The 25,989-nt window shown below is 67.4% G+C and carries 30 protein-coding genes and 2 tRNA genes; 19 read left to right on the forward strand and 13 right to left on the reverse strand.

The genetic code is table 11. The features are described 5' to 3' along the window. Positions 1-25: 25 nt before the first annotated feature. Genes NO978_RS13045 through NO978_RS13055 form a run of 3 tightly spaced genes read left to right on the forward strand, consistent with a single transcriptional unit; the run spans position 26 to position 3,010 of the window. On the forward strand, positions 26-1,381 hold the full coding sequence (locus tag NO978_RS13045) for a branched-chain amino acid ABC transporter permease (protein WP_369684144.1): 1,356 nt from the start codon (positions 26-28) through the stop codon (positions 1,379-1,381). Beyond that, the gene (locus tag NO978_RS13050) at positions 1,374-2,237 is read left to right on the forward strand and encodes an ABC transporter ATP-binding protein (protein WP_257300031.1); all 864 of its coding nucleotides are present in this window, start codon (positions 1,374-1,376) and stop codon (positions 2,235-2,237) included. Before NO978_RS13045 ends, NO978_RS13050 begins: the two co-directional genes overlap by 8 nt. Further along, positions 2,234-3,010, forward strand: coding sequence for an ABC transporter ATP-binding protein (locus NO978_RS13055; RefSeq protein ID WP_257300032.1), 777 nt, complete (start codon positions 2,234-2,236; stop codon positions 3,008-3,010). Before NO978_RS13050 ends, NO978_RS13055 begins: the two co-directional genes overlap by 4 nt. Positions 3,011-3,165: 155 nt before the next feature. Here the strand turns inward: NO978_RS13055 and NO978_RS13060 are convergent, their stop codons facing one another. From NO978_RS13060 to NO978_RS13070, 3 genes are all read right to left on the reverse strand, one after another. Beyond that, the gene (locus tag NO978_RS13060; RefSeq protein ID WP_257300033.1) at positions 3,166-4,467 is read right to left on the reverse strand and encodes an ABC transporter substrate-binding protein; all 1,302 of its coding nucleotides are present in this window, start codon (positions 4,465-4,467) and stop codon (positions 3,166-3,168) included. An 81-nt stretch (positions 4,468-4,548) separates the two neighbouring features. After that, the gene (locus NO978_RS13065; protein ID WP_257300034.1) at positions 4,549-5,133 is read right to left on the reverse strand and encodes a cyclic nucleotide-binding/CBS domain-containing protein; all 585 of its coding nucleotides are present in this window, start codon (positions 5,131-5,133) and stop codon (positions 4,549-4,551) included. Between the two features lie 100 nt (positions 5,134-5,233). Continuing rightward, positions 5,234-5,992 (reverse strand): GTP cyclohydrolase III, encoded by a 759-nt coding sequence (locus NO978_RS13070; RefSeq protein WP_257300035.1) that lies wholly within the window; start codon positions 5,990-5,992, stop codon positions 5,234-5,236. 120 nt (positions 5,993-6,112) lie between these two features. On the opposite strand from NO978_RS13070, the gene NO978_RS13075 reads away from it, so the two are divergent. Continuing rightward, a complete protein-coding gene (locus NO978_RS13075) occupies positions 6,113-8,089 on the forward strand; it encodes an ATP-binding protein (RefSeq protein WP_257300036.1) in 1,977 nt (658 codons plus the stop codon). 46 nt (positions 8,090-8,135) lie between these two features. Here NO978_RS13075 and NO978_RS13080 read toward each other — a convergent pair whose 3' ends face one another. Next, positions 8,136-8,462 carry a DUF5785 family protein gene (locus NO978_RS13080; RefSeq protein WP_257300037.1) on the reverse strand — a complete coding sequence of 109 codons (327 nt, stop codon included), beginning with the start codon at positions 8,460-8,462 and terminating at the stop codon, positions 8,136-8,138. A 212-nt stretch (positions 8,463-8,674) separates the two neighbouring features. Next, the gene (mct, locus tag NO978_RS13085) at positions 8,675-9,862 is read right to left on the reverse strand and encodes a succinyl-CoA:mesaconate CoA-transferase (RefSeq protein ID WP_257300038.1); all 1,188 of its coding nucleotides are present in this window, start codon (positions 9,860-9,862) and stop codon (positions 8,675-8,677) included. A 152-nt stretch (positions 9,863-10,014) separates the two neighbouring features. Between mct and glmS the strand changes: the two genes are divergently transcribed. The 5 genes from glmS to citE are packed head-to-tail and all read left to right on the forward strand — an operon-like array spanning position 10,015 to position 15,340. Then, the gene (gene glmS, locus NO978_RS13090; RefSeq protein WP_257300039.1) at positions 10,015-10,455 is read left to right on the forward strand and encodes a methylaspartate mutase subunit S; all 441 of its coding nucleotides are present in this window, start codon (positions 10,015-10,017) and stop codon (positions 10,453-10,455) included. Continuing rightward, on the forward strand, positions 10,455-11,924 hold the full coding sequence (locus tag NO978_RS13095; RefSeq protein WP_257300040.1) for a methylaspartate mutase subunit E: 1,470 nt from the start codon (positions 10,455-10,457) through the stop codon (positions 11,922-11,924). The genes glmS and NO978_RS13095 overlap by 1 nt, the downstream gene beginning before the upstream one ends. Next, entirely contained in the window at positions 11,914-13,212 is a 1,299-nt protein-coding gene (locus NO978_RS13100; protein WP_257300041.1) for a methylaspartate ammonia-lyase, read from the forward strand. Before NO978_RS13095 ends, NO978_RS13100 begins: the two co-directional genes overlap by 11 nt. A gap of 26 nt (positions 13,213-13,238) precedes the next feature. Continuing rightward, the gene (mch, locus tag NO978_RS13105) at positions 13,239-14,303 is read left to right on the forward strand and encodes a 2-methylfumaryl-CoA hydratase (protein ID WP_257300042.1); all 1,065 of its coding nucleotides are present in this window, start codon (positions 13,239-13,241) and stop codon (positions 14,301-14,303) included. After that, entirely contained in the window at positions 14,300-15,340 is a 1,041-nt protein-coding gene (gene citE / locus NO978_RS13110) for an L-malyl-CoA/beta-methylmalyl-CoA lyase (protein ID WP_257300043.1), read from the forward strand. The genes mch and citE overlap by 4 nt, the downstream gene beginning before the upstream one ends. On the opposite strand, the gene NO978_RS13115 is transcribed toward citE, so the two are convergent. The 4 genes from NO978_RS13115 to NO978_RS13130 form a co-directional block, all read right to left on the reverse strand. Beyond that, positions 15,341-15,685 (reverse strand): DUF4112 domain-containing protein, encoded by a 345-nt coding sequence (locus NO978_RS13115; protein ID WP_257300044.1) that lies wholly within the window; start codon positions 15,683-15,685, stop codon positions 15,341-15,343. 55 nt (positions 15,686-15,740) lie between these two features. Then, positions 15,741-16,115 carry a hypothetical protein gene (locus NO978_RS13120; protein ID WP_257300045.1) on the reverse strand — a complete coding sequence of 125 codons (375 nt, stop codon included), beginning with the start codon at positions 16,113-16,115 and terminating at the stop codon, positions 15,741-15,743. Between the two features lie 62 nt (positions 16,116-16,177). After that, positions 16,178-16,807, reverse strand: a complete 630-nt coding sequence (locus tag NO978_RS13125; RefSeq protein WP_257300046.1) for a heme-binding protein — start codon at positions 16,805-16,807, stop codon at positions 16,178-16,180. A gap of 220 nt (positions 16,808-17,027) precedes the next feature. After that, positions 17,028-17,110 (reverse strand) — tRNA-Ser (locus NO978_RS13130). 95 nt (positions 17,111-17,205) lie between these two features. On the opposite strand from NO978_RS13130, the gene NO978_RS13135 reads away from it, so the two are divergent. Continuing rightward, positions 17,206-17,520, forward strand: coding sequence for a 2Fe-2S iron-sulfur cluster binding domain-containing protein (locus NO978_RS13135; RefSeq protein WP_257300047.1), 315 nt, complete (start codon positions 17,206-17,208; stop codon positions 17,518-17,520). Between the two features lie 2 nt (positions 17,521-17,522). Here NO978_RS13135 and NO978_RS13140 read toward each other — a convergent pair whose 3' ends face one another. Further along, complete coding sequence (locus NO978_RS13140) at positions 17,523-18,281, reverse strand: DUF2064 domain-containing protein (RefSeq protein WP_257300048.1); 759 nt, start codon at positions 18,279-18,281, stop codon at positions 17,523-17,525. 87 nt (positions 18,282-18,368) lie between these two features. Between NO978_RS13140 and NO978_RS13145 the strand changes: the two genes are divergently transcribed. Continuing rightward, positions 18,369-18,587 carry a hypothetical protein gene (locus NO978_RS13145; RefSeq protein ID WP_257300049.1) on the forward strand — a complete coding sequence of 73 codons (219 nt, stop codon included), beginning with the start codon at positions 18,369-18,371 and terminating at the stop codon, positions 18,585-18,587. 13 nt (positions 18,588-18,600) lie between these two features. Here NO978_RS13145 and NO978_RS13150 read toward each other — a convergent pair whose 3' ends face one another. From NO978_RS13150 to NO978_RS13160, 3 genes are read right to left on the reverse strand one after another with little or no spacing between them, the layout of a single operon-like run. Then, positions 18,601-19,221, reverse strand: a complete 621-nt coding sequence (locus NO978_RS13150) for a uracil-DNA glycosylase (protein ID WP_257300050.1) — start codon at positions 19,219-19,221, stop codon at positions 18,601-18,603. A 40-nt stretch (positions 19,222-19,261) separates the two neighbouring features. Further along, a complete protein-coding gene (locus tag NO978_RS13155) occupies positions 19,262-19,510 on the reverse strand; it encodes a hypothetical protein (protein WP_257300051.1) in 249 nt (82 codons plus the stop codon). A 6-nt stretch (positions 19,511-19,516) separates the two neighbouring features. Further along, on the reverse strand, positions 19,517-20,560 hold the full coding sequence (locus tag NO978_RS13160) for an Mrp/NBP35 family ATP-binding protein (protein WP_257300052.1): 1,044 nt from the start codon (positions 20,558-20,560) through the stop codon (positions 19,517-19,519). Positions 20,561-20,814: 254 nt separating this feature from the next. On the opposite strand from NO978_RS13160, the gene NO978_RS13165 reads away from it, so the two are divergent. The 8 genes from NO978_RS13165 (at position 20,815) to NO978_RS13200 (ending at position 25,944) form a co-directional block, all read left to right on the forward strand. Continuing rightward, positions 20,815-22,002: an MFS transporter gene (locus NO978_RS13165; protein ID WP_257300053.1), complete on the forward strand. Its 1,188-nt coding sequence runs from the start codon at positions 20,815-20,817 to the stop codon at positions 22,000-22,002. 83 nt (positions 22,003-22,085) lie between these two features. Further along, a complete protein-coding gene (locus NO978_RS13170; protein ID WP_257300054.1) occupies positions 22,086-22,256 on the forward strand; it encodes a hypothetical protein in 171 nt (56 codons plus the stop codon). A gap of 83 nt (positions 22,257-22,339) precedes the next feature. Then, a complete protein-coding gene (gene moaA / locus NO978_RS13175; protein WP_257300055.1) occupies positions 22,340-23,437 on the forward strand; it encodes a GTP 3',8-cyclase MoaA in 1,098 nt (365 codons plus the stop codon). Between the two features lie 162 nt (positions 23,438-23,599). Beyond that, positions 23,600-23,684: transfer RNA gene (locus NO978_RS13180), tRNA-Ser, on the forward strand. Positions 23,685-23,763: 79 nt separating this feature from the next. Next, the gene (locus NO978_RS13185; RefSeq protein WP_257300056.1) at positions 23,764-24,279 is read left to right on the forward strand and encodes a 30S ribosomal protein S13; all 516 of its coding nucleotides are present in this window, start codon (positions 23,764-23,766) and stop codon (positions 24,277-24,279) included. After that, positions 24,279-24,800: a 30S ribosomal protein S4 gene (locus tag NO978_RS13190; RefSeq protein ID WP_257300057.1), complete on the forward strand. Its 522-nt coding sequence runs from the start codon at positions 24,279-24,281 to the stop codon at positions 24,798-24,800. Before NO978_RS13185 ends, NO978_RS13190 begins: the two co-directional genes overlap by 1 nt. Before the next feature lies 1 nt (position 24,801). Then, positions 24,802-25,194, forward strand: a complete 393-nt coding sequence (locus tag NO978_RS13195) for a 30S ribosomal protein S11 (protein WP_089731716.1) — start codon at positions 24,802-24,804, stop codon at positions 25,192-25,194. 3 nt (positions 25,195-25,197) lie between these two features. After that, positions 25,198-25,944: a DNA-directed RNA polymerase subunit D gene (locus NO978_RS13200; RefSeq protein WP_257300058.1), complete on the forward strand. Its 747-nt coding sequence runs from the start codon at positions 25,198-25,200 to the stop codon at positions 25,942-25,944. The last annotated feature ends 45 nt before the right edge of the window (positions 25,945-25,989 follow it).

Raw genomic sequence — 25,989 nt, forward strand, 5'->3', positions numbered from 1 at the left:
CGCGGACGACCAGCGCGCGGTAGTGATGGGTATCGACTTCCGGAACGACGGGTTGATGCTGCTGACGTTGCTTCTGGGCATCTACATCATCTACCTGCTCGCCGGACTGGTCATCGGGTTCCCGTTCCGGGGGCTGATGAACCAGATCGGCCAGCTGACGTTCTGGATCGCAGTCTTCGCAATGGCCTCGCTCGCGTTGAACCTGCACTGGGGGTACACGGGGCTGTTCAACATCGGTATCGTCGGGTTCATGGCAACCGGCGTCTACGTGACCGGCATCCTCTCGAAGCCGGTGTTCGGCTCCGGGACCAGTGCAGCAGAGGTCGGTGGCTTCGGCCTGCCGCTGTGGATCGGCATCATCGGCGGGATGGTCGCGGCCGGGCTGCTCGGACTGCTCGCCGCGTTGCCGGCACTCCGGTTGCGTGCGGACTACCTCGCGATCGTCACCATCGCGCTCTCCGAGATCGTCCGGTTCTCGTTGCTGTCGGACACGCTGAGCGGTCACAATATCGCCGGCTACCGCGTCGGCCTCGGTGGCGGTGACGGGGTCATTCTGGACTACCCGGACCCCCTCGAGAGCCTGATTCGCGCGCTCAGCGCGCCGTTCGACCTCGTGTTCGGAGAACAGGGGTGGTTGTGGAACGAGGTGTACCTCGGCGTCGTCGTCGATTTCGTGGGGAACTACATCCCGAACAACCCCAAACCCGTCGTCGACAACTTCGCCTACGCGGCGGTCCTGCTGCTCATCCTGGGAGGCTTCTACGTCCTCATCCAGCGCATGGGGAACTCCCCGTTCGGGCGGGTGCTCAAGGCCATCCGCGAGGACGAGGACGTGACGAACGCGCTCGGGAAGAACACGAACATGTTCAAGATCAAGTCGTTCGTGGTCGGCTGTGCCCTGATGGGGCTGGTCGGCATCCTCTGGTTCGGCACGCAGGGCTCGGTCACGCCGAACACGTTCCGCCCGCGTATCACGTTCTACATCTGGATCGCGCTCATCATCGGCGGTGCCGGTTCGAACTCCGGCAGCGTCATGGGCGGTGCAGTGTTCGCGGCGTTCCTGTTCCAGGGGCCGCGGTACTTCAAGAACGTCATCGAGACGGCGCTCGGGAACCCCGAGGCACCGTCGAGCTTCGGTCAGGCGATGCTGCCGATCTCGAACGGTGACGTCGTACCGTTCCTGCTCTACACGCTCGACAGCATCAGGCAGCTCCAGCTGTTCATGATGGGCGTGGTGCTCATCGTGCTGATGCACCGGCGTCCCGACGGGATGCTCGGGCACCGGAAGGAGCCGGCGTCCAGCATCCCGCTGACCCGGCCGATCAAGCGCTCGGGCGGCGGTGACACCGTCGCGACCGACGGAGGTGAGACCGATGAGTAGCGAACCTGAGACCTCCGGGACCACGAGCGGTGTCGACGACGCCGAGGACCGGACGCTGACCACGCTCTCCGGAGCCGGGGACACCGCCGAGGTGCCGCTGAAGGTCAGCGGGCTCGAGAAGCACTTCGGCGGTATCACCGCCGTCGACGGTGTCGGGTTCGAGATCGACAAGGGGAGCATGACCGGCCTCATCGGCCCGAACGGGGCCGGCAAGTCCACCACGTTCAACTGCATCACCGGCACCCACAAACCCGACGCCGGTCGCGTCGAGTTCAACGGCCAGGACATCACCGGACTCGAACCGTACCAGATTGCGGACCGCGGTCTCGTCCGGACCTTCCAGATCGCCCGCGAGCTCGGCGAGATGACCGTCCTGGAGAACATGATGGTCGCGCCGAAGCACCAGCGCGGCGAGGCACTCTGGCGGTCGGTCCTGCCGTTCGCCCGGAACAGCGTGAACCAGCAGGAACAGGAGATACTCGAACGCGCGTGGGAGACGCTCGAGTTCTTCGACATCGACCACCTCGCGAACGAGTACGCGGAGAACCTCTCGGGCGGCCAGCGGAAGCTGCTGGAGCTGGCCCGTGCGCTCTTGACCGACCCGCAGATGCTTCTGCTGGACGAGCCGTTCGCCGGCGTCAACCCGTCGCTGGAGGAACGTCTCCTCGAACACATCCACGAGCTGCGCGACCAGGGCTACACGTTCCTCATCGTCGAACACGACATGGACCTCATCATGAAGAACTGCGAGAAAGTCATCGTCATGCACCAGGGTCGCATCCTCACCGAGGGGACCCCGGAGGACGTACGAAACAACGAGGACGTCATCGAGGCCTACCTCGGGGGTGAGGTATGAGCCTCGACGACGTGGCCACGGACGGCGGGGCGGCCACGAGCGCCGCCCAGAACGTCACCCTCTTCGAGGACAGCCTGCTCTCGGTGCGGAACCTGGACGCCGGCTACGGTGACCTCCAGATCCTGACCGACGTGGACCTCGACGTCACCGACGAGGAGTACGTCACCATCGTCGGCCCGAACGGGGCCGGCAAGTCGACGGTCATGAAATCGGTGTTCGGCCTGACGAGCCACATGGGCGGGACGGTGACGTTCGGGAGCGAGGACATCACGGCGATGCGCCCGGAGGACATCATCCACCTCGGCCTCGGCTACGTCCCGCAGAACGACAACGTGTTCAGCTCGCTGTCGGTCCGGGAGAACCTCGAGATGGGTGCGTACATCCTCGACGAGGTCCCCCAGGACGCCCTGAACGAGGTGTTCGAGCGCTTCCCCATCCTGGAGGAGCGCCAGACGCAGAAGGCCGGGACGCTCTCGGGCGGCCAGCAGCAGATGCTCGCGATGGGTCGCGCGCTGATGCTCGACCCCGACCTGCTGCTGCTTGACGAGCCCTCCGCCGGGCTCGCACCCGACCTCGTCGCGGACATGTTCGACCGCATCGACGCGATCAACGACGCCGGGACGGCCGTGCTGATGGTCGAGCAGAACGCGAAGGAGGCCCTGCGCCGCTGTGACCGTGGCTACGTCCTCGTCGACGGGAAGAACCGCTACGAGGACGAGGGGACGACCCTGCTGAACGACCCGCAGGTGCGCCAGGACTTCCTGGGCGGCTGAGGGGACCTGCCGTTTTTTCGGTGCCGCAGTAGTCGCCAGCGGTGGCGCCGGCGTCCGTTCGCCGGTTGTTGCCTCCGACAGCCGCAACCCGAGTTCGCGCGCGGAGCGCGGCCGCTCGTCGTCGAGGTCGAAAGAAAAGTGAGTCTGGTCGTCGCTTACTCGGCCGACATCGCGTCGCTGACGACGGAGGAGTACGAGGACTCGCCCTGGTTGAACGCGACCTGCCGCCAGACGGAGCCGTCGAACTCGTCCTCGAACACGGACGAGAACCGCTCTGAGAGCTGCTGGCCGTAGTCGTTGTTGATGTACAGCGTCGCACAGGTCTCGGCCTCGAGCTCCTCGGAGGCGACCTGCGCCATGACGCGGCCCTGCAGCCGGTCGGACGGCGCCGTCCGGAAGACGTAGTCGTTGTCGTCGAGGTTCGTCACGGACAGCGCGGTACTCGACGGGGAGCAGCCGACGACCTCGTTCGGGATGAGGACCTCCTGACAGACTGGGACGTTCACACCGGAGGAGGCGGTCCCACAGATGTACGGGTAGCCGCTGTTAATCAGCGAGTTAGCTGCGCTGACACCCGACTGGGAGTTCGTCTCGGTGTCCTCGAGCTGGGTGTCGACCGTGAGGTCGATGTCGGCCTCGTTGACCTGCTGGGGCGGGATCTGCGAGGCGTTGATCATCGACTCACCGGTCGATGCGAGCGCGCCGGTCTCCGGCAGGAGGATTCCGAGCATGATCTCGCGACCCATGCCGCCGGGCATCTCGTCGGCCGACGGACCGGCTCCGTCGGGGTTCGCACCCGAGAAATTCTCGGTCCGGATAGTCGAGGTTCCGCCGTCGCTGAACTCCCACAGGGCGTACGCCGCGGATGCAGGGTCGCCGTTCTGGTCGAAGTTGACCGAGCTCGACGCCCCCTGATAGTTCACGGGCTCGCCGTTCGCGGCCGCCTCGACACCTTCGACGAAGTTGTCGGGCGTCACCTCCATCCCGTCCGGGTTGGCGATGTTGCGCATCTGGTCGCGGATAGCCGTCCCGGAGTTCTCACCGGCGGCGGCGTTCGCGAGGATACCGACTGCCGCCGAGTCGTAGGACTGCGACGAGAAGACACCCGGAGACTCACCGTAGACGTCCTGATACAGGGACTCGTAGGCGGACTGGGCGGGACCCCCCGCGGCAGGTGCGGTTCCGGTTATGTTCTCCATGTCGTTGCCGACCTGTCCCGGGAGGTCGGGGTCGCGGAGACCGTCCGGAATGAGAATGTCCGTGTCGTTCCCGTAGCTGCTGTAGTAATCACGGAACAGCTGGATACCGTCCTCCGGGTATCCGACAATAGTGAGCATATCGGGACTGCTACTACCACTGTCGCCCCCACCAATGCACCCTGCCAGACCTGCCAACCCAGCAGTTCCAGCGATTCCAGTAGTCTTCAGCACTTCGCGCCGTTGCAGTTTCCGTGCCATGCTACCGTCATACTTACCCCTGCGTTATAAATTTGCCTCCCGAACTGGTCGTGCGACCCGGAGAGGAGATGGAGATGCGCGTCAGACCTGTCGGCAGTCGGAACAGACTAACTGGCCATTCGAATCGTGTAACGCGTCGGTTAATGCTCCGCACAGTTCACAGACGCCCTGTGACCCGTACTCGTCTTCGGGGAGGGTGGCCTCGCTCTCGACGGCAGTCGCCGCTGTCGCGACACCCTCGATCGACGCATCGGCGTCGAGCGACCGCGAGGCCTGGAGGGTGCTCGCGGCTTCGATGACGTCCCGTTCGGTGAGCAGGCCGACGGTCTCCTCGTCATCGGTGTCGTCCGTGACGACCACGTTCCGGATCTCCTCCCGCGACATCGTCTCCGCTGCGTCCGCGAGCGGGCGGCTCGCGGCCATCGTGATTACCGGCTGGGACATCACCTCCTCGACCGAGGCCGATTCCGGGTCCGTGCCGGTCGCCACCATCTCGAGTACGTCCCGTTCGGTCATGATGCCGACCGGGGTCGACCCTCGCAGGACGAGGACGCTCCCGACGCCCTCCTCGTGCATGAGCCGGACGGTGCTGAGCACCGAATCTGATTCACTGACGCCGACGAACTCTCGCGCGGCCACATCACGAATCGACACATCGCGTTCCATATGTGATGATTTTACACGGCCGCTCTAAAATCTACCTGCAGCAGCTTTATCGGGCTTCCAGACGAAGTTTTGCGGTTGCGATGCGTAGCTCGCCGGTCGGTCAGTGGAACTCGACGAGTGACTCGTCCGCGCGCCCGACTTCGAGTGCGTGCTTCGCCGCGTAGCCCGCGTCGTGCGGCGTCGACCCTTCACCGACCCCGACCCGGACCTGGATACCGGTCTCCTCGAGGACGTGTTCGATGGCGTCGTCGTACGCCGCGGCGTCCAAGTCCGGACAGACGGAGATGATGTTGTCGCCGCCGACGAAGAAGGAGAGCGAGTCGTGGGCCTCGTACATGTACCGCATCAGGGAGGCGTACGCCTGCTCGATCTCGATGAACGCGCCGAAGGCGTCGAGTTCGTCGGTGTACTTGCCGGTGGCGTCGACGACGTCGAAGTGAGCGATCTGCACGTCGTCGGCGCTTCGGAACTCCTCCTTGATGACGCGCCCGTCGAGGATCTCCCGACGAGACTTGTCCTGTGCGCTTCCGGCGTCCTGGATGAGATTCGTGGCATCGGAGAGGGCGTGCACCGGCGACGTGCCCGTCGCCACGCCGAAGCTCACGGTCACCGGGTAGCGGTTCCGTACAGACTCCTGGATGAGCGCGTGGTCGTCCATATCGAGGCCGTTCGTCACCGCCACCATGTTGTCGAACCGCGTGAAGAAGACGTAGCCGTCGCGGTTCCCGACGAGCTGGGAGAGGTCGGCGTACAGACGCGACTGCAGGGTCTGCAGGTCGACCTCTCGACGTGGTCCCGGGGTGACAGTCCACGGCCCGTAGTTGTCGATCTGGATCAGCGTGATCTGCGTGTTCGTCACTGTTGCGCGCAGCTTGCGATTGCATCCCTATAAGTAGAACTACATCCAGATTTGAGATGCTACCCTGCCGGGGCCACGCGACTTAATTATCTCCACGCCAACGGGTTCTCGAAGACACCCATGTCCACCCACGTTGTGCTCGTCGTCGACGCGGACACGGAGATCGTCGACGACCTCGCCGCGCGTCTGACTGCAACAGACCGGTCGGTGGCCGTCAGACGCGCAGCAACGGCCGCGGCGGCCGAGGAAGCGGTCGCCGACGGCTCCGTCGACTGCATCGTGAGCGAGCACGGCCTCGAAGATGGCGACGGTGTTGGCCTGCTCTGCCGGCTCGGTGACGGCTATCCGGACCTCACCAGGGTCCTGTTCACCGACACTGGGTCAGAGACCGTCGCGAGCGACGCAATCGACGCAGGGGTAGACGCGTACGTGCCGAAGCAGCTCGGGGCGGTCGGAGCGGTCGATGCGCCCGCCACGGCGGCCGCGTACGACCGGGTCGTGTCCGCCGTCGAAACGGGACTCGAGGCCGGCGTCCGTCCGACCGCGACCCCCGAGGAGACCGCGGCGAAAATCGACACACTCCACGACGTGGCCATGGACCTGGAGGCCTGCACCGTCGAGGCCGACATCTATCAGGTCGCCGTCGACGCGGCGGACATGGTGCTCGAGTTCGACATGTCCAGCATCGATATCGTGGAGGACGGTCGGCTGAAACCGGTCCAGACCTCGGCAGAGATGCCCCGGGACGGCGTGGAGTCGGTGCCACTCGACGAGGAGAGCGTCGCCGCTCGCGTCGCGAGGACCGGCGAGGCGATGTACACTGAGGACCTCCGTCAGGTGCTCGACGCGGATCCGACACAGATGACCTACCGGTCGGGCGTGACAGTCCCCATCTCCGATATCGGTGTGTTTCAGGCCATCTCCGAGGAGGTCGCGGCGTTCGACCAGGCGGACCTCGAGCTCGCTGAGACGCTCATGCAGCACGTCGCCGAGAGCGTGAAGCGGATCCGATTCCAGCGGACCCTCCGCGAAGAGCGCGACCGCTTCGCCGCGCTGTTCGAGAACGTTCCCGACCCGGTCGTCAGGCTCCGAACGACGGGCACACCCACCATCGCTGCGGTCAACGAGGCGTTCGCCGAGACGTTCGACTTCGACGCCGGGACGGTCGTCGGACAGCCGCTCGAGGAGGTACTGACCGCCCCGGAGACAGCGGGCCGCGACAGCGTGTTCCCGGGTATCGAAGCTGCCGACAACACGGCCCCGACGGAGCTCCGACTGGTGGCCGGCGACGGGCCGCGGGACTTTCTCGTCCACGTCGTCCCGGTCGACCTGACAGCGTCGGAATCCGACGACTCTGACGAGGTGTACGGCTTCTACGCGGATATCACGCCGACCAAGGAGCGCAAACGAGCGCTCTCCCGGCAGAACGAGCGCCTCGACGAGTTCGCGAGCATCGTCAGCCACGACCTCCGCAACCCGTTGAACATCGCCGAGGGGCACCTCCAGCTGGCGGCCGACCGCATCGGGCCGGACGATGACCTCGACGAGGTCGAGCGGGCGCACGGGCGGATGCGCGATCTCATCGAGAACCTGCTCTCCCTGGCGCGGTCCGGCTCGGTCGTCCACGAACCGGACGAGCTGTCGCTGACGGCCACCGCGGACCAGGCGTGGTCGTCGGTCCACCTCCCGAACGCACGGCTCGAAACCACGGGTGACGTGCGGGTGCGTGCGGACCCCAACCGACTCGTGGACCTCCTCGTGAACCTGTTCCGGAACGCCGTCGAACACGGCCGCCCGGACGTGACCGTCCGTGTCGGGCCGCTCGACGACCGCGCCGGGTTCTACGTCGCGGACGACGGGCCCGGAATCTCCGTCGACGACCGTGACGAGGTCTTCGACTCCGACTACACGACGACCGACGAGGGCACCGGGTTTGGCCTCGCCATCGTCCACCAGGTGGCGACAGCGCACGACTGGACTGCCACGGTGACGGAGAGCGAGCACGGCGGCGCTCGCTTCGAGTTCCACACCGCCGACGGGTCGGAACCAATCGCGGCGGAGCGTGCAATATCGGCCGAATCGAGCGACAGGAACTGAGCAGCCGCTCGCGAACGGCGCTGACCGAGACGGAAGCCGCAAGAACTCAGGCGTGTTTGATGTTCGACTCGCCGGCCTTCGGGTGGAACTCCCAGAAGCCACCCGAACGCATCGCGTTGCCGACGGCCTTGTGGAACGAGACGATGTCCTCGAACTCGCCCTCGCCGACGTGCTCGAAGATGTCCGCGACGCTGACGACGCGCTTCGAGTTCAGACGGATGGGTTCGTCGCCGTGCTCCTCGACGAACTCCGCCGCCTTCAGCGGGAAGCCCTCGTCCTCGTCCAGCTTCTTCGCGAGGACCGCCATCCCGTACTTGCGCATCCCCTCGCTGCCCTGCTCACCGTCCGGGTCGTGGGGCCACTGGTTGCTCATACGCTCTCTGAGAACGGTACCCCCAAAAGGGTTTGCGAAACCCGACCATCTTTTTCCCGCTCGGGTGCGCCTCCGGCGCACCGCTCGCGGCAAAAACATGGATGAAAAAGACCGCCTGCTCGGCCTCCGGCCTCGCAGGCGGTGAATCGCCGCTCACTGCGTTCGCGCGAACGTCACGGAAACCAGCCCCTCGGCCAGAGCGATGTGGGCGCTCAGTCGTCGCCGGTCGCCCGCTCTGCGCCCTCGTCGGTTCGGTCGCCGAGGAGTTCGTCGCGGTGCTCGTCGAGCAGCGGCGCGCGACCCTGCGGCCCGGTCGGGGTCTCGGAGAACTTGATGGGGCAGCCAGCGACGGTGACGTCACGGTCGACACCGGGCTGTTCGACGTCGGCGAGCATCCCGCGCTCGTGGACGTGCGGGTCGTCGAAGATGTCCGCGGTGTCCTGCACGGGAGCGACCGGAACCTCGCCCTCCAGTGCGTCGACGACGGCCTGCTCGGTGTGCTCGCGGGTCCAGTCGGCGATCTCCTCGCGCAGGCTGTCGCGGTTGCGCAGGCGCGAGCCGGCGTCCGGGTAGTCCGCGACGAGGTCCGGGCGGTCCATCGCCTCGCAGAGGGCGCGCCAGTGACCGTCGGAGAAGGCGGCGACAACGACGTGGCCGTCGCTGGTCTCGAAGGAGTTGTACGGGAACAGCGTCGGGTGCGAGTTGCCCTGTCTCGTCAGGACCTCGTCGGTGTAGGAGTAGTAGTAGACGGTGCGTTCACACATCGACACCATCGCGTCGTACATCGCGGTGTCGACGTACTGGCCCTCGCCGGTGCGGTCGCGGTGGTGGAGCGCACCGAGGATGCCGACCGCGTTGAGGACGGCGGTGAACAGGTCGCCGATGCCGGGGCCGACCTTCGTCGGCGGGCCGTCCTCCTCGCCGGTTATCTCCATGACGCCGCCGAGCGCCTGCGCGATGAGGTCGAAGCTCGGCTGGCCCTGTCGATGGGTCTCGCCGGTGCGCGGGTCGCCGAAGCCGCGGATGGAGGAGTAGACGAGCTCCGGGTTGTGCTCCCGCAGGGTCTCGTAGCCGAGGTCGAACCGCTCCATCGTGCCCGCGCGGTAGTTCTCGACGACCACGTCCGCCTTCTCGACGAGCCGGAGGAAGTCCTCGCGGTCGCGGTCGTCGCCGAGGTCCAGCTCTATCGAGCGCTTGCCGCGGTTGACCGACTGGAAGTAGCCGCCGTAGGGTTCGTCGTCCCCGTCCCCCGCGAAGGGTGGGTTCGGCCGGATGAGGTCGCCGCCCGGCCGCTCGACCTTCACTACGTCCGCGCCCATATCCGCGAGCAGCATCGTACAGTACGGGCCTGCGAGGACCTGTGTGAGGTCGACGACGGTGACGTCTTCGAGCGCTCCCATGGCGTGGACGAACCGTCCCCCGCGCTAAAACCTTCCGGATAAATCATTACATTGTGGTTGTTTCACATTGGCGGCGTTTAGGCTGTTTAAGGTGTATTATCATGAAAAACCATTAACTTTAAGGATTGTTCATGCAACTTGGCGAGTACTGCATGCCCACGACAGTCATACTCGGTGTCATCGGCTCCGACGCACACGTCGTCGGAATCACGATCCTCGACCAGGCCCTCTCCGCAGCGGGCTTCGATGTCGAGAACCTCGGCGTCCAGACCTCTCAGGAGGAGTTCGCAGCAGCCGCGAGCGAGCACGACGCCGACGCTGTACTCGTCTCTTCGCTGTACGGGCACGCCGAGCAGGACTGTCAGGGGTTCCACGAGCTCCTGGCCCGCGAGGACATCGACGCAACCACCTACATCGGTGGCAACCTCGCGGTCGGTCAGGACGACTTCGAGCAGACCCGGGCCACGTTCCGGAAGCTCGGCTTCAACAAGGTCTTCGACTCGGAGACAACACCGGAAGAGGTCATCCGGTCCCTCGAACGGGACCTGGGGATCTCCACCCGAGAGGCCGAGAGGGATCGGGTTCAGGCCTGATGATACGCGACGAACGCCTCACCGCCGACGAGTTACAACGCATCGACGAACGCATCCGCGACGACTGGCCGACCGGTGCGGCGGTCGACTTCGAGGAGGCCATCGCCTACCACGAGTCGCTGCCCGCGCACAAGCAGTTCGCGGACGTGCTCGAGTCGGCGGACCGACCGCTGCTCCAGCCCCGCGCCGGCGTGCCCTGTCTCGACGACCAGGTCAGCCTGCTCGAGCATCTCCACGGTGAGGGTGCGGCCGACCTCCTCCCGACGACCATCGACTCGTACACGCGCGACAACGAGTATGGAAAGGCCCAGGAGGGGCTGGAGAACGCCCGCGAGTCCGGCGACGCGACGCTAAACGGCTTCCCGGCCGTCAACCACGGCGTCGACGGCTGCCGCGAGCTCATAGAGCGCGTCGACGCGCCCATCGAGGTCCGACACGGGACACCCGACGCGCGACTGCTGGCCGCCGTCACGTTCGCCGGCGGCTTCCAGAGCTTCGAGGGCGGGCCGATCTCGTACAACATCCCTTACACCAAGGAGGGGAGCCTCGCCCAGACCATCGAGCACTGGCAGTACGTCGACCGGCTCGCCGGCGCGTACACGGAACGCGGCGTCACCATCAACCGCGAGCCGTTCGGTCCGCTCACCGGGACGCTGGTCCCACCGAGCATCGCCATCGCCATCATGCTCGTCGAAGGCAAGCTCGCCGCCACGCAGGGCGTCCGGAGCCTCACGCTGGGGTACGGACAGGTCGGCAACGTCGTCCAGGACGTGGCCGCCCTCCGCGCGCTCCGCAAGCTCGGCAACGAGTACCTGCGCGACGAGGTCTGCGTCACGACCGTCTTCCACGAGTGGATGGGTGGCTTCCCGCCGGACGAGGCCCGCGCCAACGGCGTCATCGGCCTCGGCGGGACGACCGCCGCCATCGCGCGGCCGGACAAGGTCATCACGAAGTCGCCACAGGAGTTCCAGGGCGTCCCGACGAAGGAGGCCAACGCGGCCGGCCTCCGGACCACGCGCCAGCTCATCGACATGGTCGTCGAGCAGGACATCGTCCTCGACGGCGTCGACGAGGAGCAGGCGCTCATCGAGCGCGAGACGCGCTGTCTCATGGACGCTATCGAGGCCCACGGCGACGGCGACATCGCACAGGGCACTATCAAGGCGTTCGAGTCCGGTGCGCTCGACGTGCCGTTCGCCCCGAGCGACGCCGCCGAGGGCGCGGTGCTCCCGGCTCGCGACGACGACGGGCGCGTCCGCATCTTCGAGTGGGGCGAGCTGGCGATAGACGAGGACATCAGGGAGATCCACCAGGCTCGCCTCGCCGACCGCGCCGAGACCGAGGGCCGCAAGCAGTCGTTCCGGATGGTCGCCGACGACGTCGACGCCATCAGCGACGGCAAGCTCATCGGTCGGCCGACGGGCAGTCCCGACACCGGCCGCGACGGGGGTGAGACCCGTGCGGATTGAGCAGATTCGGGCCGTCCCGACGGTCTCGGGGTTCTTCTTCGACGATCAGCGCGCCATCAAGGCGGGCGCGACACAGGACGGCTTCGCCTACGACGGCGACCCCGTGACGCCCGGTTTCGACGAGATACGCGAGGCCGGCGAGGCGCTCACCGTCGAGCTCGAACTGGCGGACGGCAGCGTCGCCACCGGCGACTGCTGTGCCGTGCAGTACTCCGGTGCCGGCGGTCGCGACCCGCTCTTCCGCGCCGAGACGTACCGCCCGGTCGTCGAGGGCGCGGTCGCCTCGGCACTCAGGGGCCGGGACGCCACCGAGTTCGCCGAGAACGCCGCCATCGTCGAGGAGCTGCCCGCCGAGCGACCGACCGACTACGGCGAGGCTGACGACGGCGACGACCGAGGCCAGCTCCACACCGCGGTCCGCTACGGCGTCTCGCAGGCGCTGCTCGACGCTGCCGCGCTCGCCGAGCGCCGGACGATGACGGAGACCCTCGCCGACGCGCTCGGGACGACACCGGCGACCGAGCCGGTCCCGGTCTTCGGGCAGTCCGGCGACGACCGTTACGGCAACGCCGAGAAGATGATGACCAAGGGGGTCCCCGTTCTCCCGCACGGGCTGTTCAACAGCGTCGAGAAGCTGGGCGAGGACGGTGAGGGCCTGCGCGAGTACGTCGACTGGCTCGCCACGCGGGCGGTCGAACTCGGCCCCGACGGCTACGAGCCGACCATCCACGTCGACGTCTACGGGGTGCTGGGCGACGTGCTCGGCGCGCCGTACGACAGAGCCGCGGTGACGGACTACTTCGCGACGCTCGCCGAGGCCGCTGGCCCGTTCGACGTGCAGGTCGAGGGACCGATGGACGCCGGCGGTCGCGAGGAGCAGATCCACGACATGGCCGAGCTGCGCGACGGGCTCGCGTCCGCCGGCGTCGACGTGGACATCGTCGCCGACGAGTGGTGCAACACCTTCGAGGACGTGCGGGCGTTCGTCGACGCCGGCGCGGCCGACCTCGTGCAGGTGAAGACGCCGGACCTCGGCGGCGTCCAGCGCTCCGCCGAAGCGGTGCGCTACTGCGAGGGCACCGACACCCGGGCCTACCTCGGTGGCACCTGCAACGAGACGGTCACCTCCGCGCGGACCTGCGCCCACGTCGCCCTCGCGACCGACGCGGCCCAGACCCTCGCCAAGCCAGGCATGGGGTTCGACGAGGGCTTCATGGTCGTGACCAACGAGATGCGACGTGCGCTCGCCCGGATGCGACCGACGCCCGAGGCCACGGCAGACGACTGAGGACTGCGATACGTCACCGACGACACATGGACTACACGGACACAGAGACGTTCACGACGATACTGGACAGGACGGAGACGCGCGAGAAGGGTAACTGCTTCGAGGACTTCACGGAGGGTGACCGCATCGAGCACGCCCCGGGCCTCACCCTCTCGAACTACGCCAACGAGCTCTGGGCGAGCCAGACGCTCAACCACGACCCGATGTACTGGCGGACGGACGCGGCCCGCGCGGCCGACTTCGACGAACCGCCGGTCCACCCGGACTACCTGCTCGCGGCGGTGATGGGGCCGACCGTGGAGGACCTCTCCGAGAAGGGCGGCTACTTCCTCGGCCGGACGAACGTCCGGTACCACGACCAGACCGTGACGCCGGAGACCGAGCTCCGGGTCAACTCGACGGTGCAGTCGACCGCCACCTCCTCCTCGCGCCCCGAGTACGGCATCGTCACCTGGGAGACCGAGGGCGTGGACGCCGAGACGGGCGAGGCTCTGGTCAGCTACGAGCGGACGAACATGATTCCACGGCGTGAGCCCGTGGCCACCGACGGCGGCGAGTCCGCAACCGCGGCCGACGGCGGCGACGCCGAGGACGGTGGCCTGAACGACGACCCGCCCGCCGAGTTCGTCACGCCCGACGGCGACCGCTTCGGCGACTTCGCTGAAGCGCTCGACGAGGCCGACGGCCGCGACGCGGCCGTCGCCTACCGCCACGAGCGCGGCCGGACCATGGACGACGTGCTGGTCGCGACGCTGCCGCTGATGACGCTCAACACGGCGAAGCAGCACCACAACGTCGACGTGATGGCCGACTCGCCCTCGAGCGACATCGTGGCCTACGGCGACGTGACGCGCTCGGTCGCGCTCGGCCATGCACGCTCGGACGAGGCCACGTACCGCGAACTCGGCTGCGACGACGAGCGCTTCCACACGTTCGTCACGCCCGGGGACACCGTCTACGGCTTCACCCGGGTTCTCGATGCCGAGAGCACCCACGACCACGCCGGCACCGTCACCTTCGAGCACATCGCGTTCAACCAGCACGACGAACCCGTCTACTCGGGCACCCGTCGCGCACTCATCGAGCAATGACAGACATCGCACGCACCTTCCAGACCGCACCGGCCGCCGTCCCGCGCGACAACACGGCGAAGTACCTCGACAGCGCCCTCGACAGCGACGGGTTCGCCTGCCCGGACTGGCTCGTCCCCGACCTGGAGGACGGCACCGCGCCCGACATGAAGGCCGAGGCACTCGAGAACGTCGTCGGCCGGCTCCCCGAGCACGCCGATGCGTTCCCCGGCGAGATATGGCCCCGTGTGCAGTGGGCCTACGACGACGAGGCCGCCCGCGAGCAGGGCCGCGAAGAGATCCGCCGGCTCGTCGACGAGGTCGGCGAGTACATCGACGGCGTCGTCGTCCCGAAAGTGGGCCGACTGGCGGACGTGAAAGACGCCGCCGGCGTCGTGGCGGACGCCGAGCGCGAGTCCGGGTTCGCCGACGACGCCATCGGGATGGCCGTCATCGTCGAGACGGCCGCCGCGAAGTCCGACCTCCGCGAGATATCGCTGTTCGGTGCGAACTCCCGGCTCGACGCGCTCGTCTTCGGCCCGGTCGACTACACCGCCGAACTCGGCGGGCGCGAACTCGACGGCGAACGGCCGGCGTGGGGCGGTCTGCTCGAGGACCTGTCGAACGAGGCCAGCGCGAACGACCTCGTCGCCATCGGCGGCCCCTACGACCGGCTGTTCACCGAGCGCGCCGGCGTCACCTTCTACAACGGCGACGGCTACGCGGACCACGTCGAGCGCGAGGCCCGCGTCGGCCTCGACGGCTCGTGGTCGCTCTACCCCAAGCAGACCATCCAGGCCAACCGCATCCACATGCCCACCGCCGAAGAGCTGGCCCGCGACGTCCGGAAGATAGAGGCGTTTCAGGAGGCCAAATCCGAGGGCACCGGTGCGGTCACGGTCGAGGGCCAGATGGTCGACGAGGCGACGTTCAAGAACTTCGTCAACACCGTCGAGACGGTTCGGACCATCGACGAGCGCCACCCCGACCAGACCGGCGAGGCCTACGACGACGAGCTGCTCGACCGCGCGCTCACCGTCGACACCACCTGGAAGTGACTACGACGAAAGCGACCGCTCGAGCAGCTCACGGTTCTTGACGTTCGCCTTCCACGTCGCGTCGAAGATGTCGCCGATGATGGGGACACTCCCCAGCACGACGTCGAGCCCGATGTTGACGAGCATCCGGACGACGGTCCGTTTCTTCGCGCCTGCGAGGATGGCCTCGACGACGATGTACAGCGAGAAGAACGCCGTGACGAAGTCACCGATGAACGGCAGCAGGCCGAGGATGGGGTCCAGTCCGACCCGTCGGTTCGTGCCGGGGATTCTGACGGCCTCGTCGAGCAGCCACGCGACGCGTTTCGTCCGCCGGACCGCCGGATGTGTCGTCTCAGCTTCCATAGCCGATACGTCGACGGCAGCGAGCAAAAGTTCGTGGGTCGGGAGGGGGCAGTCGTCAGTCGGCCGATTCCCGCCGGCACCGTACTTCCGGAACGGGGTTCACGACCCCGAACAGGAACCGGTTCAGCCCGAAGCCGACTGCCATCCCGAGTATCGACGGTCCGAGCAGGTCGGCCGGCACCGAGTTCGTCACCATCGAGACCACCAGCGCGACCATGGCGGTGACCCCAGTCCCGATCAGTGCCCACAGGCCGGCCTCGCTCCGGTCCGCGGCGGCTCCGAGCAGGAACGCCACGGCAGTGACTGTGGCGCCGACTACCAGCCAGTCCGGAGTCCACGCGACGGTGGAGACGCTCCATCCGACGCCGACGAACACCAGGGACATGAGCAGCTCGCGGCGAACGATAGCCTCTTCGACTGCACCCGACATATCAGCAAAGCGGTTGTTCCAGGCGATAAATCTTCGGTTCCGTCCCCCAGCAGCCGGCGAAGTCAGCCAGTCTCGGCTACCTCGACCGCGACCTCGTTCCGGCGCATGAACGGCGGCGTCCACGGGTCGTCGTACCGCAGCAGGTACGGCTCGCCGGTCGGTTCGAGCCCCTCGTCGGCGAGTGTCGAGAGCAACTGCTCCTCCAGTCGCTCAACCCGCCAGTCCGGTGCGTACCACGAGAACCCGACGACGGCGACCTCCTTCGACGGCTCGACCACCAGCCGGACCGTCGACTCCGTCGGCACCGGGGCCGACTCCGGCCCGTACTCCTCGGGCAGGTAGAACGCCATGCGCGTCCCGCCGGCGCTGGCGTCGTCCGAGCGGACCGGCGCGGTCATCGACACGGACTCGCCATCCCGGGTCTCGACGGGCGCGGTCATCTCGATCTCGTCCTGTCGCTCGTTCTCGCCGGAGATGTATCGGAACAGCCGCTGGAACGCGGTCTGCTGGTCCGGAGCCGTCGTCTCGACGAGCACGGTCCGCGGGTACCGCCGTATCTCGACGCCGTCTACCTCGCGGACCTGTTCGTAGGGTACCGCCTCGGCCGACCGCGACGAGTACGCGCCCCAGGCGACCCAGGCTCCGAGTGCCAGCGTGCCGCCCGCGAGTGCCGTCTTCGTGAGTCTGTTCATACCGGTACGTACGCGGGCGAGACGGATGAATCAGACGCCTGGCCGGTCGGCGGTGAGCGCCGCGGCCACACGGGCCCTGAGCTCGTCGTCGGACGGTGGGGCTGGGATTCGAACCACGGTCGCTCCGCTGCGTTCCGCTCCCTGATTCGAATCCCCGCGTACCCCGCATCTCACTCACGGTGCTCGTCGCTGGCGCTCCTCGCACGTGTTCGTGAGAATGCGGTGGGGCTGGGATTCGAACCCAGGAGGCATGACGCCACCTGCTTTCAAGGCAGGCGCAATAGGCCGCTCTGCCACCCCACCTCGTGCGGTGATTCTGCGTTCGGCTCCTAAGAGTTGTCGGTTGCTCGCGTTCCGGCGTCCCAGCACACAACTCGCTCCAGCACCGATGGTCAACCATGCCGACCGTCGAGTTCCAGGGTGAGACCGTCGAGTGCGAGACCGGTGAGACACTCCGCGACGTGCTGCTCGATGCTGATCTCTCACCGCACAACGGGCCGACGGCCGTCTCCTGTCACGGCCTGTCGACCTGCGGGACCTGCGCCGTGGCCATCGAGGGCACGGTCGAGCCGTCGTCACCCGGGGCGCGAGAACGCGCGCGGCTGAAGTTCCCTCCACACTCGCTGGAGTCGGGGCTGCGGCTCGCGTGTCAGGTGCGGGTGACCGACGACATCGTCGTCCGGACGGGCGAGGGCTTCTGGGGCCAGAAGTAGCGTCAGTCGCGCACGAGCTCCGGGCCATCATCGCCGTCGACGACGTGGAGGCCGTGGTCCCGGACGAACTCGGTGGTGAACTTCGGGACGATGCGGCCGGCCTTCGCGCGAGCCCGGACGAGAGAGACCACGTCGGCGAGGTCGGAGCCGGTCTCGACGGTCCGATAGCTCGGGAGGAAGTCCACGTCGAGGTCGGCGTCGGTCCCGCGGTCGACGAGGGTCTCGACGGTGGGGCTGGCGAACGCGCCGTCGAAGTCGATGGCCTCGCAGAAGGCCGCGGTCCAGACCCTGCCGTCGGTGGCGGGTCCGACGACGACGTCCGAGGTGCGGAGCTTCATCGCCGCGCTGTCGATGTCTTTCCGGCCGACCAGGGGGGCGTTGCCGTCGAGGGTCAGCACCGATTTCTCGCCCTCGTTCCGGAGCAGGTGCGTGACGGTGTTGCCCACGCGGCCGCCGCGGGTCGACCCGACCTGTACTTCGAAGCGTACGTCAGAGGGGTCCTCGGCTGCGCGGTCGACGACGGCCCGGACGGCTTCCTCGGCGGACTCGTCGGCGTCGACGAACTCGTCCGGGAGTTCGTCGTCGCTGCGGTAGTTCACCAGCACGTCGCCGCCGGAGTTGTCGGCGGCGAAGACGGCGTCGGCGAGCATCGCCGCGTAACAGTCCGCCGCCTCGGCGTCCGACAGCGGCGAGGTGTCAGCGAGTCGGGACAGGACGAGTCCCTCGCGCGGGGGCTCGGCGAAAACGACCACGAGTGTCATATCCGAACCTGTCGGCCGCGGGGCCTTCAAGCCGCCGTTCCTGTGCGATGGGTGGGAATTAAGTCGCGGCCGACCCCGTGTTGGGGTATGAACTGGCTGAAGGCGCTCGGGTTCCTCGTTCCGTTCGGTATCGTCCTCTCGGCGGTTACCTCGGTCGTCCTCCTCGGGAACGGCCTCGCCGCACCGCCGGAATCGGTGTCGGTCGCGCCCGCCGCGGCGACGCTCGCGCTCGTCGGCCTCGTCGTCGTCGGGCTGCTCGCCGTGGGTGGCCGGTCCCGCCGCTGGCTGTCGGGGCAGTACTGGTAGCTGGGCGCCCGCGTCAGCGTTCTCGTCGTCCTTTCGTCTGCCTGTAGTCCGACGCCATGAGCGCCGCGAACCGCTCGACGAACGTCTGGACCTGCTCGTCGGTCGCCTCCCGGGGCGGAATCATCGGCACGAGTTCGAAGCCACGTCCACGGATGGCCTCGCCGTGCTGGGCGTAGAGGTCGAGGTCCGCGGCGGGCGTCGTCGTGTACTCCGTGCCGATCTCCGCGAGCGCCCGCTCACCCACCGGGACGATGATCTCGGGGTTTATCATGCGTATCTCGGCGTTGAGGTACGGCTCGCAGGTACCGATTTCGTCGTCGGTGGCCGCGCGGTCGGGGTGGTGACACCGGGTCAGGGTGGTCAGGAACACGTTCCCGAGTTCGGGCTCGTCGGGGTCGTCGTCGACGCGACGGAGGCCGAGGCGTTGCAGTACCCGACCGAACGCGTCGTCGCGGCCGAACGGCACGCCGGCAGCTTCCGCGGCCCCGTCCGGCCCTTCGCCGACGAAGAGGAAGTCCGCGCCCACGTCGCCGTAGCCGTGGACGACGCGCTCGCGTCGCTCGCAGAGGTCGCAGTTCGTGCAGTCCTCGTCCATGCCGAACGGGTTCGCAGGCTCGTCCTGATTGGCGTCCACGCCGGAAACGTGGGCGGGCACGGACAAAAGTCGTCTGGAGTTACCGACCGAGCCCGCCGCGTTCTTTCACTTCGAGGATGAACTTCACGTTCTTCACGACGTCCTCGGGCGTCGTCTCCTCGTCGGCGTCGTAGATGTCGCTGGTGCGGTAGAGGATATTCGCGAGCTGTTCGGACTCGGAGCTCTCGCCGCGTATCTCCTCGGCGACCTCACGGAGGACGGCGACGGTCTCCGGGTCCGGGTCGGGGAGCGGGTCGGTGCCGTCGGCCGCGGTGCTGTCCTCGCCCATCGTTCGTCACCGGGTGTTCGCCTGCTTCTGACGGCGGACGAAACCGATGTTGTTCGCGACGTTCTCCGTTATCTCGCGGAACGCCGCGCCGGTGTCGCTGCCCTCGTCGAGGACGACGGGCTTCCCCTCGTCGCCGCCGGTGCGGACGGCCGGGTCGAGGGGAACCGAGCCGAGGAACGGCATGTCGTGCACGTCGGCGAAGCGCTCGCCGCCGCCCTCGCCGAAGATGGCGTGCTCGCCGCCGCAGTCGGGACACTTGAACGTCCCCATGTTCTCGGCGATGCCGAGGACGACGGTGTCGTGCTTGCCGAACATCTCGAGGCCCTTGCGGGCGTCGTCGAGGGCGACCTCCTGGGGCGTCGTGACGATGACGGAGCCGGTGACGGGCACAGTCTGGAGCAGGGTGAGCTGCGTGTCGCCCGTGCCCGGCGGGAGGTCGATGACCATGTAGTCGAGGTGGCCCCACTCCACGTCCTCCCAGAGCTGGGTGAGGACCTTGTGGACCATCGGGCCGCGCCAGATGACGGGGTCGTCGTCCCCGACGAGGAATGCCATCGACATGAGCTTCATCCCGAACTGCTCGGGCGGGACGAGCTGTTCGTCCTCGGTCGCCCCCGGCGGCTCGTCGGCGTCGACCATCCGGGGGACGTTCGGGCCGTAGACGTCGGCGTCGAACAGCCCCACGCTGGCACCCATGTCGGCCAGTCCGGCCGCGATATTCACGGCCATGGTCGACTTGCCGACGCCGCCCTTGCCGGAGGCGACGGCGATGACGTTCTCGACGTTGGGGAACACCTCGTCCCCGGCCGAGAGGTCGTCGACGATGCGCGCCGAGAGGTCGAGGTCGACGTCCGTGTCGGCGAACGCCTCGCGCACCGCGTTCGCGATGTCTGTCTCCTTCGGCGAGTACGGCGCGCCGAGGGCGAGCGAGATGGCGACGGTGTCGCCGTCGACCGACACGTCGTTCACCAGGCCGAGCGAGACGATATCGTCACCGAGGTCGGGGTCCTCGACGGTGCCGAGACGGTCGAGGACGGCGTCTTCGTCCATGTGGCCTACTCCGGGCGAACGGATGGTAAGGGCTTCGAAGGCGGGACCCTTCGAGCACGGGCACCCGGCTAAAATATTCTTTAGCTAATATTTTTCCAGCGGTGGCCACTGGCGTCTCCCATGGGCGACCAGGCATCCGGACCGACAGGCGACTGAGTTCGAGGTATCGCACACCGAGACCGACCCGTCTGGGACGCCCTCCGCGTGGCGGCGGAAGGCGCATCCGTTTTGTCCCCTCGGGCCCGACTGTCCCCATGGAATCGACGGTACGCTCCGCGCGGCTCCGCCTTGCACTCGTGGTCTGGGGCGTGCTCGTCTCGCAGGTGTTCCTCTACCCCGGCCTCTCGGACCTCGTCGTCGCGCTCGGTGCCCCTGGGGGGATCCAGGCCGGGATGTGGTTCCTCGTCGCGGAGTTCGCCGCCTTCGTCACGTTCGCGGGCATCTGGGGCGTCGTCAGCGACGTGACCGGCAAGCGGGTCCCCTGGGTCGTCGCCGGGGCGGTCGGCGGGGTGGCCTGCTACCTCCTGCTGACACAGCTCCCCTCTCTCGGGCTCGGCTGGGGGGCCGTCCTCGTGGTCCGACTCGTCGGCGGCGCGTTGACCATCGGGGCGTTCTCGCTCGCCATCACGATGCTGATGGACCTCTCGGGCGGTCACGGGCGGAACATGGGCGCGGCGGGCATCGCCATCGGCCTCGGCGCCGCGCTCGGCTCGGTCGTGGGCGGGCAGCTATCCACGCTGGGACCGCTGACACCGCTGTACGCGAGCGCGGCGGTGCTCCTCTCGGCGGGGCTGCTCGCCGCCACGGTGCCCGACCGCACGCCGACGAAGAGCCCCGGTGTCGGTACTATCCTCGACCGACTCCGCGAGCGTCCCTCGCTCGGGGTGCCGTACGCTTTCGGCTTCATCGACCGCTCGACGGCCGGGTTCTTCTCCCTCGTCGGCGTCTACTACTTCCGCGACGTGTTCGACCTCGACGCGGCGATGGCGGGGCTGACGCTCGCGTGCTTCTTCCTGCCGTTCGCGCTGCTCCAGTACCCGTTCGGCTCGCTCTCTGACAGGATCGGCCGGTTCCTGCCGGTCGTCGGCGGCTCGGTCGTCTACGGCCTGACCATCGTCGCGGTCGGCCTCGCACCGGTCCACCTCCTCGCAGCCGCCGCGATGGCCGCCGCCGGCGTCTGCGGCGCGCTGATGGCCCCAGCGACGATGGCTCTCGTCACCGACATCGCGGCGACGGACCAGCGCGGGGCCGCCATGGGTGGGTTCAACGTGTTCGGGAGTCTCGGCTTCCTGACGGGGTTCCTCGTCGGCGGGCTCGTCGTCGAGTCGGCCGACTACCTGTCGGCGTTCCTCGTCGTCGGTGGGCTGGAGCTCGCCATCGCGCTGCTCGCGCTGCCGGCCGTGCGGCGGGTCGCGCCGCGGGCCGGCGAGCAGCCGTCCTGACCGCGCTCTCGGATGGACTCCGCCTCGGCGGCCTCCACGTCTGCCGCGTCCCTGGCGTCCGGCGTCGCGCCCTCGACACTCCGGTGCTGTGTTTCGACGACGGAGCCGTCGCGGGCGACGTACAGCGCCAGCGTATCGGCATCGCCCGGGTGCTACTCCGTGACCCCGACATCCTCCTGCTCGCCGAGAACGGCACCTACGCCGACCTCTGGGGCGTGCAGGCCGGCGAGCTGGAGATGATGCCGGACATGTGACCTGCAGGGGCCGGCGCGATAGCGGTCAGTTCCGCCGCAACTGGACGGCGGATTTAAGCACGTTCGAACCCACCGTGTGACACATGCTCGCAGACGAGTTCGGTCGGGAGGTCTCCGGGGTGCGCGTCTCGCTGACCGACCGGTGCAACTTCGACTGCGTCTACTGCCACAACGAGGGGCTGGGCGACACGCGCGGCCCGATGGCACCCCAGGACCACGAGATGAGCGCCGACGACGTGGTCCGTTTCCTCGAGGTCGCCGCCGAGTTCGACGTCGACAGCGTGAAGTTCACCGGCGGCGAGCCGATGCTCCGGCAGGACCTGGAGGAGATCATCCGGCGTACCCCGGACTCGATGGAGGCCTCGATGACGACGAACGGGACGTTCCTCCCGGGTCGTGCCGAGGCTCTCGTCGACGCCGGGCTCTCGCGGGTGAACGTCTCGCAGGACGCGCTCGACCCCGAGCAGTTCGCCGCCGTCACGCAGTCCGGTGCGTACGACCGCGTGCTCGAAGGTGTAGAGGCCGCCCTCGACGCCGGGCTCTCGCCGGTGAAGCTCAACATGGTCGTCTTCGAGAAGACCGCCGGTTACGTCCCCCAGATGGTCGACCACGTCGCGGAGAACGACGGGCTCCGGCTCCAGCTCATCGAGTACATGCCCGAGCTGGTCGGGAAACCCGAGTGGGCCATCGACATCGACCGGGTCCACGACTGGCTGGGCGAGCGCGCCGACCGGGTCGAACACCGCGAGATGCACGACCGCAGACGGTACTGGATTCGGGACGAGGACGCTCCGGACGACGGCGACGTGGACGGAACGACCGGCGGGATGGTCGAGATCGTCGACCCCGTCGAGAACCCGACGTTCTGTGCGAACTGCCACCGGATCCGGGTCACCCACGACGGCTACCTGAAGGGCTGTCTCAACCGGAACGACGACCTGCGCTCGATGGGCGAGATGACCAGAGACGAGATACGGGAGACGTTCCGGGAGACCGTCGCGAACCGGGTCCCGTTCTACGGCGAGTACATGGTCCGCAACGGCGACGGCGGGTGGGAGGTGAACGACGAGTACGTCGACGCGCCCGACGAGGCTGACGACGGAGGCGTCGACGACACGTCCGCCGAGCCACAACCCGCGTACGACGGCGGGGTCGAGGACGGCTACAGCTCGACGGATTGAGCTCGACGACGACCGTTCGCGGCCGAGAATCGCCTGCATGAGACGGGTTCGCAGCAGCGGGACGTTCCGTTGGGCTTAAGTAGTGTACCGGAATACGTTGAGACGCACTACGCTGTAGGGGCATCGGTCCCGAGTCCGAGAGGGCGAAGATAACACACGCGAGTCGTGGTAGCCAAGCCTGGCCCAAGGCGCAGGGTTGCTAACTCTGTGGCGTCAAGCCTCCTGGGTTCGAATCCCAGCCACGACGTCGGAACTTCACACCGGCTTTTGGGCACGGTGTGACCATCCAACCAGAAGTGCAGCGGGCACTTCGCACACCACCACACATGAGTGCAGAAGAACCACAGGACGAGCAAGACGACGAAGACCTTCAGTACTTCGTCCGCATCGGGCAGACAGACCTCGATGGGACGAAGTCCGTCGAACGCTCGCTCATCGAGATGAACGGCATCGGCCGACGCACGGCGCGTATCATCGCCGACAAGGCGGGCGTCGACCGGACGGCCACGTTCGGCCGTCTGGACGACGACGCGATCGACGCCGTCGTCGAGAAAGTAGACGAGTACGCCGACGAAGTTCCGGACTGGCTCACCAACCGCCAGAACGACTTCTACACCGGCGAGACCACCCACGAGGTCGGCAACGAGCTCCAGATGTCGCGACGCTACGACATCAACCGGATGAAGATGATCAGCTCCTACCGGGGCGTCCGGCACAAGAAGGGACAGAAGGTGCGCGGCCAGCGCACGAAGTCCACCGGTCGTACCGAGGGGACCATCGGCGTCAACGTCGAGGAGATCCGGGAGCAGGAAGCCGAGGAAGCTGCGGAGGGTGACGAATAATGGCGCTCGGTAGCAACACGAAGTCCTACGAGACGCCGAACCACCCGTGGCAGGGCGAGCGCATCAGCGAGGAACACAGCCTCGTCGAGCGCTATGGCCTGAAGAACAAGGAGGAGCTCTGGCGGGCACAGTCCGAGCTGCGCGACTACCGTCGCGAGGCTCGTGACCTGCTCGGTCAGACCCAGTCCGAGGACGAGGTCGCCACGGCAGGCGGCGAGTTCCTCACACGACTCAAGCGAATCGGCATCCTCGACGAGGCGGACCAGCTCGACCAGGTCCTGTCGCTCGAGATCTCGGACATCCTCGAACGCCGCCTCCAGACGGTGGCCTACCGCAAGGGGCTGGCCAACACGACCAGCCAGGCGCGGCAGTTCATCGTCCACGGCCACATCACCGTCGAGGGCGCACGCGTCCGCGTGCCCTCGTACACGGTCGAGGTGTCCGAGGAGGACAGCATCGCGTTCGACGAGAACAGTCCGCTCGCGGACGACCTGCACCCCGAGCGTGCGGAGGGTCAGTAACATGGCAGAACAAGAAGACGACAAGTGGGGCGTCGCCCACGTACACGCATCGTTCAACAACACCGTCATGACGGTCACGGACCTGACCGGCGCGGAGACCATCGCGAAGTCCTCCGGCGGAACTGCTGTCAAGCAGAACCGCGACGAGGCCTCGCCGTACGCGGCGATGCAGATGGTCGAGTCCATCGCGGACGAGATCCGTGCGGCTGGCATCGAGGGCCTGCACGTTCGCGTGCGAGGTCCCGGTGGCAACCTGCAGAAGTCCCCCGGCCCGGGTGCGCAGGCAGCGATTCGCGCACTCGCCCGTGAGGACTTCGAGATCGGCCGCATCGAGGACGTCACGCCGATTCCACACGACGGGTCCCGAGCACCGAAAGGCAAGGGCGGGTTCTGAGCCATGGACGAGGACTACGAGGTCGAGTTCGTCGAACGCGGCGACCGGAAAGCGCTGTTCCTCGTGCGCGGGGTCACCCCCGCGTTCGCGAACGGCATCCGCCGGACGATGATCGCAGACGTGCCCACCCTCGCAATCGACGAGGTGCGCGTCATCGAGAACTCGTCGGTGATGTTCGACGAGCAGATCGCGCTCCGTCTGGGGCTCGTGCCGCTCACGACCCCGCCGGCCGAGTTCGACGAGGACGATGTCGTCACGCTCTCCATCGACGTGGAGGGGCCGGCGACGGCGTACTCTGGCGATCTCGTCAGCGCGGACGACATGGTCCAGCCCGCGGACCAGAACGTCCCCATTATCGAGCTGAAGGACGGCCAGCGTCTCGAACTCGAAGCCGACGCGGTCCTCGAAACCGGCAAGGCTCACGCCAAGCATCAGGGCGGCGTCTCCGTCGGCTACCGGCACCTCCAGCGCGTGGAGGTCGTCGGCGACGCCGACGAGTTCGAGGAGAGCGAACCCAACATCGTGCGAGGCGTCGTCGAGATCGACGGCGAACTCGTCGACACGGCCGAATTCGACAACGACCTCACCCAGAAGTTCCCGGGTAAGGAGGTCGCGGTGCACGACGTCGAGAAGGCGTTCGTGTTCCACGTCGAGACCGACGGGTCGATGACGGTCGAGGAGCTCGTCAACCGCGCAACCGACTCCATCGAGTCGCGCGCGCTCGAGCTCGAAGACGCAGTATCGTTGTAAGAATATGACCCCTTCCAACCACACCCTGACGGCCGCTCGCGGGGG

The sequence above is a fragment of the Haloarchaeobius sp. FL176 genome (assembly GCF_024609245.1).
In the GTDB taxonomy this organism is placed as follows: domain Archaea; phylum Halobacteriota; class Halobacteria; order Halobacteriales; family Natrialbaceae; genus Haloarchaeobius.

What these genes read in the sequence shown, in the direction of transcription:
- NO978_RS13095 (WP_257300040.1), top strand. Translation starts at nt 10,455, where the DNA reads ATGATACGCGACGAACGCCTCACCGCCGACGAGTTACAACGCATCGAC.
- glmS (WP_257300039.1), top strand. Translation starts at nt 10,015, where the DNA reads ATGCCCACGACAGTCATACTCGGTGTCATCGGCTCCGACGCACACGTC.
- NO978_RS13140 (WP_257300048.1), bottom strand. Translation starts at nt 18,281, where the DNA reads ATGACACTCGTGGTCGTTTTCGCCGAGCCCCCGCGCGAGGGACTCGTC.
- NO978_RS13160 (WP_257300052.1), bottom strand. Translation starts at nt 20,560, where the DNA reads ATGGACGAAGACGCCGTCCTCGACCGTCTCGGCACCGTCGAGGACCCC.
- NO978_RS13065 (WP_257300034.1), bottom strand. Translation starts at nt 5,133, where the DNA reads ATGGAACGCGATGTGTCGATTCGTGATGTGGCCGCGCGAGAGTTCGTC.
- NO978_RS13055 (WP_257300032.1), top strand. Translation starts at nt 2,234, where the DNA reads ATGAGCCTCGACGACGTGGCCACGGACGGCGGGGCGGCCACGAGCGCC.
- NO978_RS13115 (WP_257300044.1), bottom strand. Translation starts at nt 15,685, where the DNA reads ATGGAAGCTGAGACGACACATCCGGCGGTCCGGCGGACGAAACGCGTC.
- NO978_RS13080 (WP_257300037.1), bottom strand. Translation starts at nt 8,462, where the DNA reads ATGAGCAACCAGTGGCCCCACGACCCGGACGGTGAGCAGGGCAGCGAG.
- NO978_RS13075 (WP_257300036.1), top strand. Translation starts at nt 6,113, where the DNA reads ATGTCCACCCACGTTGTGCTCGTCGTCGACGCGGACACGGAGATCGTC.
- NO978_RS13145 (WP_257300049.1), top strand. Translation starts at nt 18,369, where the DNA reads ATGAACTGGCTGAAGGCGCTCGGGTTCCTCGTTCCGTTCGGTATCGTC.
- NO978_RS13195 (WP_089731716.1), top strand. Translation starts at nt 24,802, where the DNA reads ATGGCAGAACAAGAAGACGACAAGTGGGGCGTCGCCCACGTACACGCA.
- NO978_RS13185 (WP_257300056.1), top strand. Translation starts at nt 23,764, where the DNA reads ATGAGTGCAGAAGAACCACAGGACGAGCAAGACGACGAAGACCTTCAG.
- NO978_RS13190 (WP_257300057.1), top strand. Translation starts at nt 24,279, where the DNA reads ATGGCGCTCGGTAGCAACACGAAGTCCTACGAGACGCCGAACCACCCG.
- mct (WP_257300038.1), bottom strand. Translation starts at nt 9,862, where the DNA reads ATGGGAGCGCTCGAAGACGTCACCGTCGTCGACCTCACACAGGTCCTC.
- NO978_RS13045 (WP_369684144.1), top strand. Translation starts at nt 26, where the DNA reads ATGGGTATCGACTTCCGGAACGACGGGTTGATGCTGCTGACGTTGCTT.
- moaA (WP_257300055.1), top strand. Translation starts at nt 22,340, where the DNA reads ATGCTCGCAGACGAGTTCGGTCGGGAGGTCTCCGGGGTGCGCGTCTCG.
- NO978_RS13135 (WP_257300047.1), top strand. Translation starts at nt 17,206, where the DNA reads ATGCCGACCGTCGAGTTCCAGGGTGAGACCGTCGAGTGCGAGACCGGT.
- NO978_RS13155 (WP_257300051.1), bottom strand. Translation starts at nt 19,510, where the DNA reads ATGGGCGAGGACAGCACCGCGGCCGACGGCACCGACCCGCTCCCCGAC.
- NO978_RS13120 (WP_257300045.1), bottom strand. Translation starts at nt 16,115, where the DNA reads ATGTCGGGTGCAGTCGAAGAGGCTATCGTTCGCCGCGAGCTGCTCATG.
- citE (WP_257300043.1), top strand. Translation starts at nt 14,300, where the DNA reads ATGACAGACATCGCACGCACCTTCCAGACCGCACCGGCCGCCGTCCCG.
- NO978_RS13200 (WP_257300058.1), top strand. Translation starts at nt 25,198, where the DNA reads ATGGACGAGGACTACGAGGTCGAGTTCGTCGAACGCGGCGACCGGAAA.
- NO978_RS13060 (WP_257300033.1), bottom strand. Translation starts at nt 4,467, where the DNA reads ATGGCACGGAAACTGCAACGGCGCGAAGTGCTGAAGACTACTGGAATC.
- NO978_RS13125 (WP_257300046.1), bottom strand. Translation starts at nt 16,807, where the DNA reads ATGAACAGACTCACGAAGACGGCACTCGCGGGCGGCACGCTGGCACTC.
- NO978_RS13165 (WP_257300053.1), top strand. Translation starts at nt 20,815, where the DNA reads ATGGAATCGACGGTACGCTCCGCGCGGCTCCGCCTTGCACTCGTGGTC.
- mch (WP_257300042.1), top strand. Translation starts at nt 13,239, where the DNA reads ATGGACTACACGGACACAGAGACGTTCACGACGATACTGGACAGGACG.
- NO978_RS13050 (WP_257300031.1), top strand. Translation starts at nt 1,374, where the DNA reads ATGAGTAGCGAACCTGAGACCTCCGGGACCACGAGCGGTGTCGACGAC.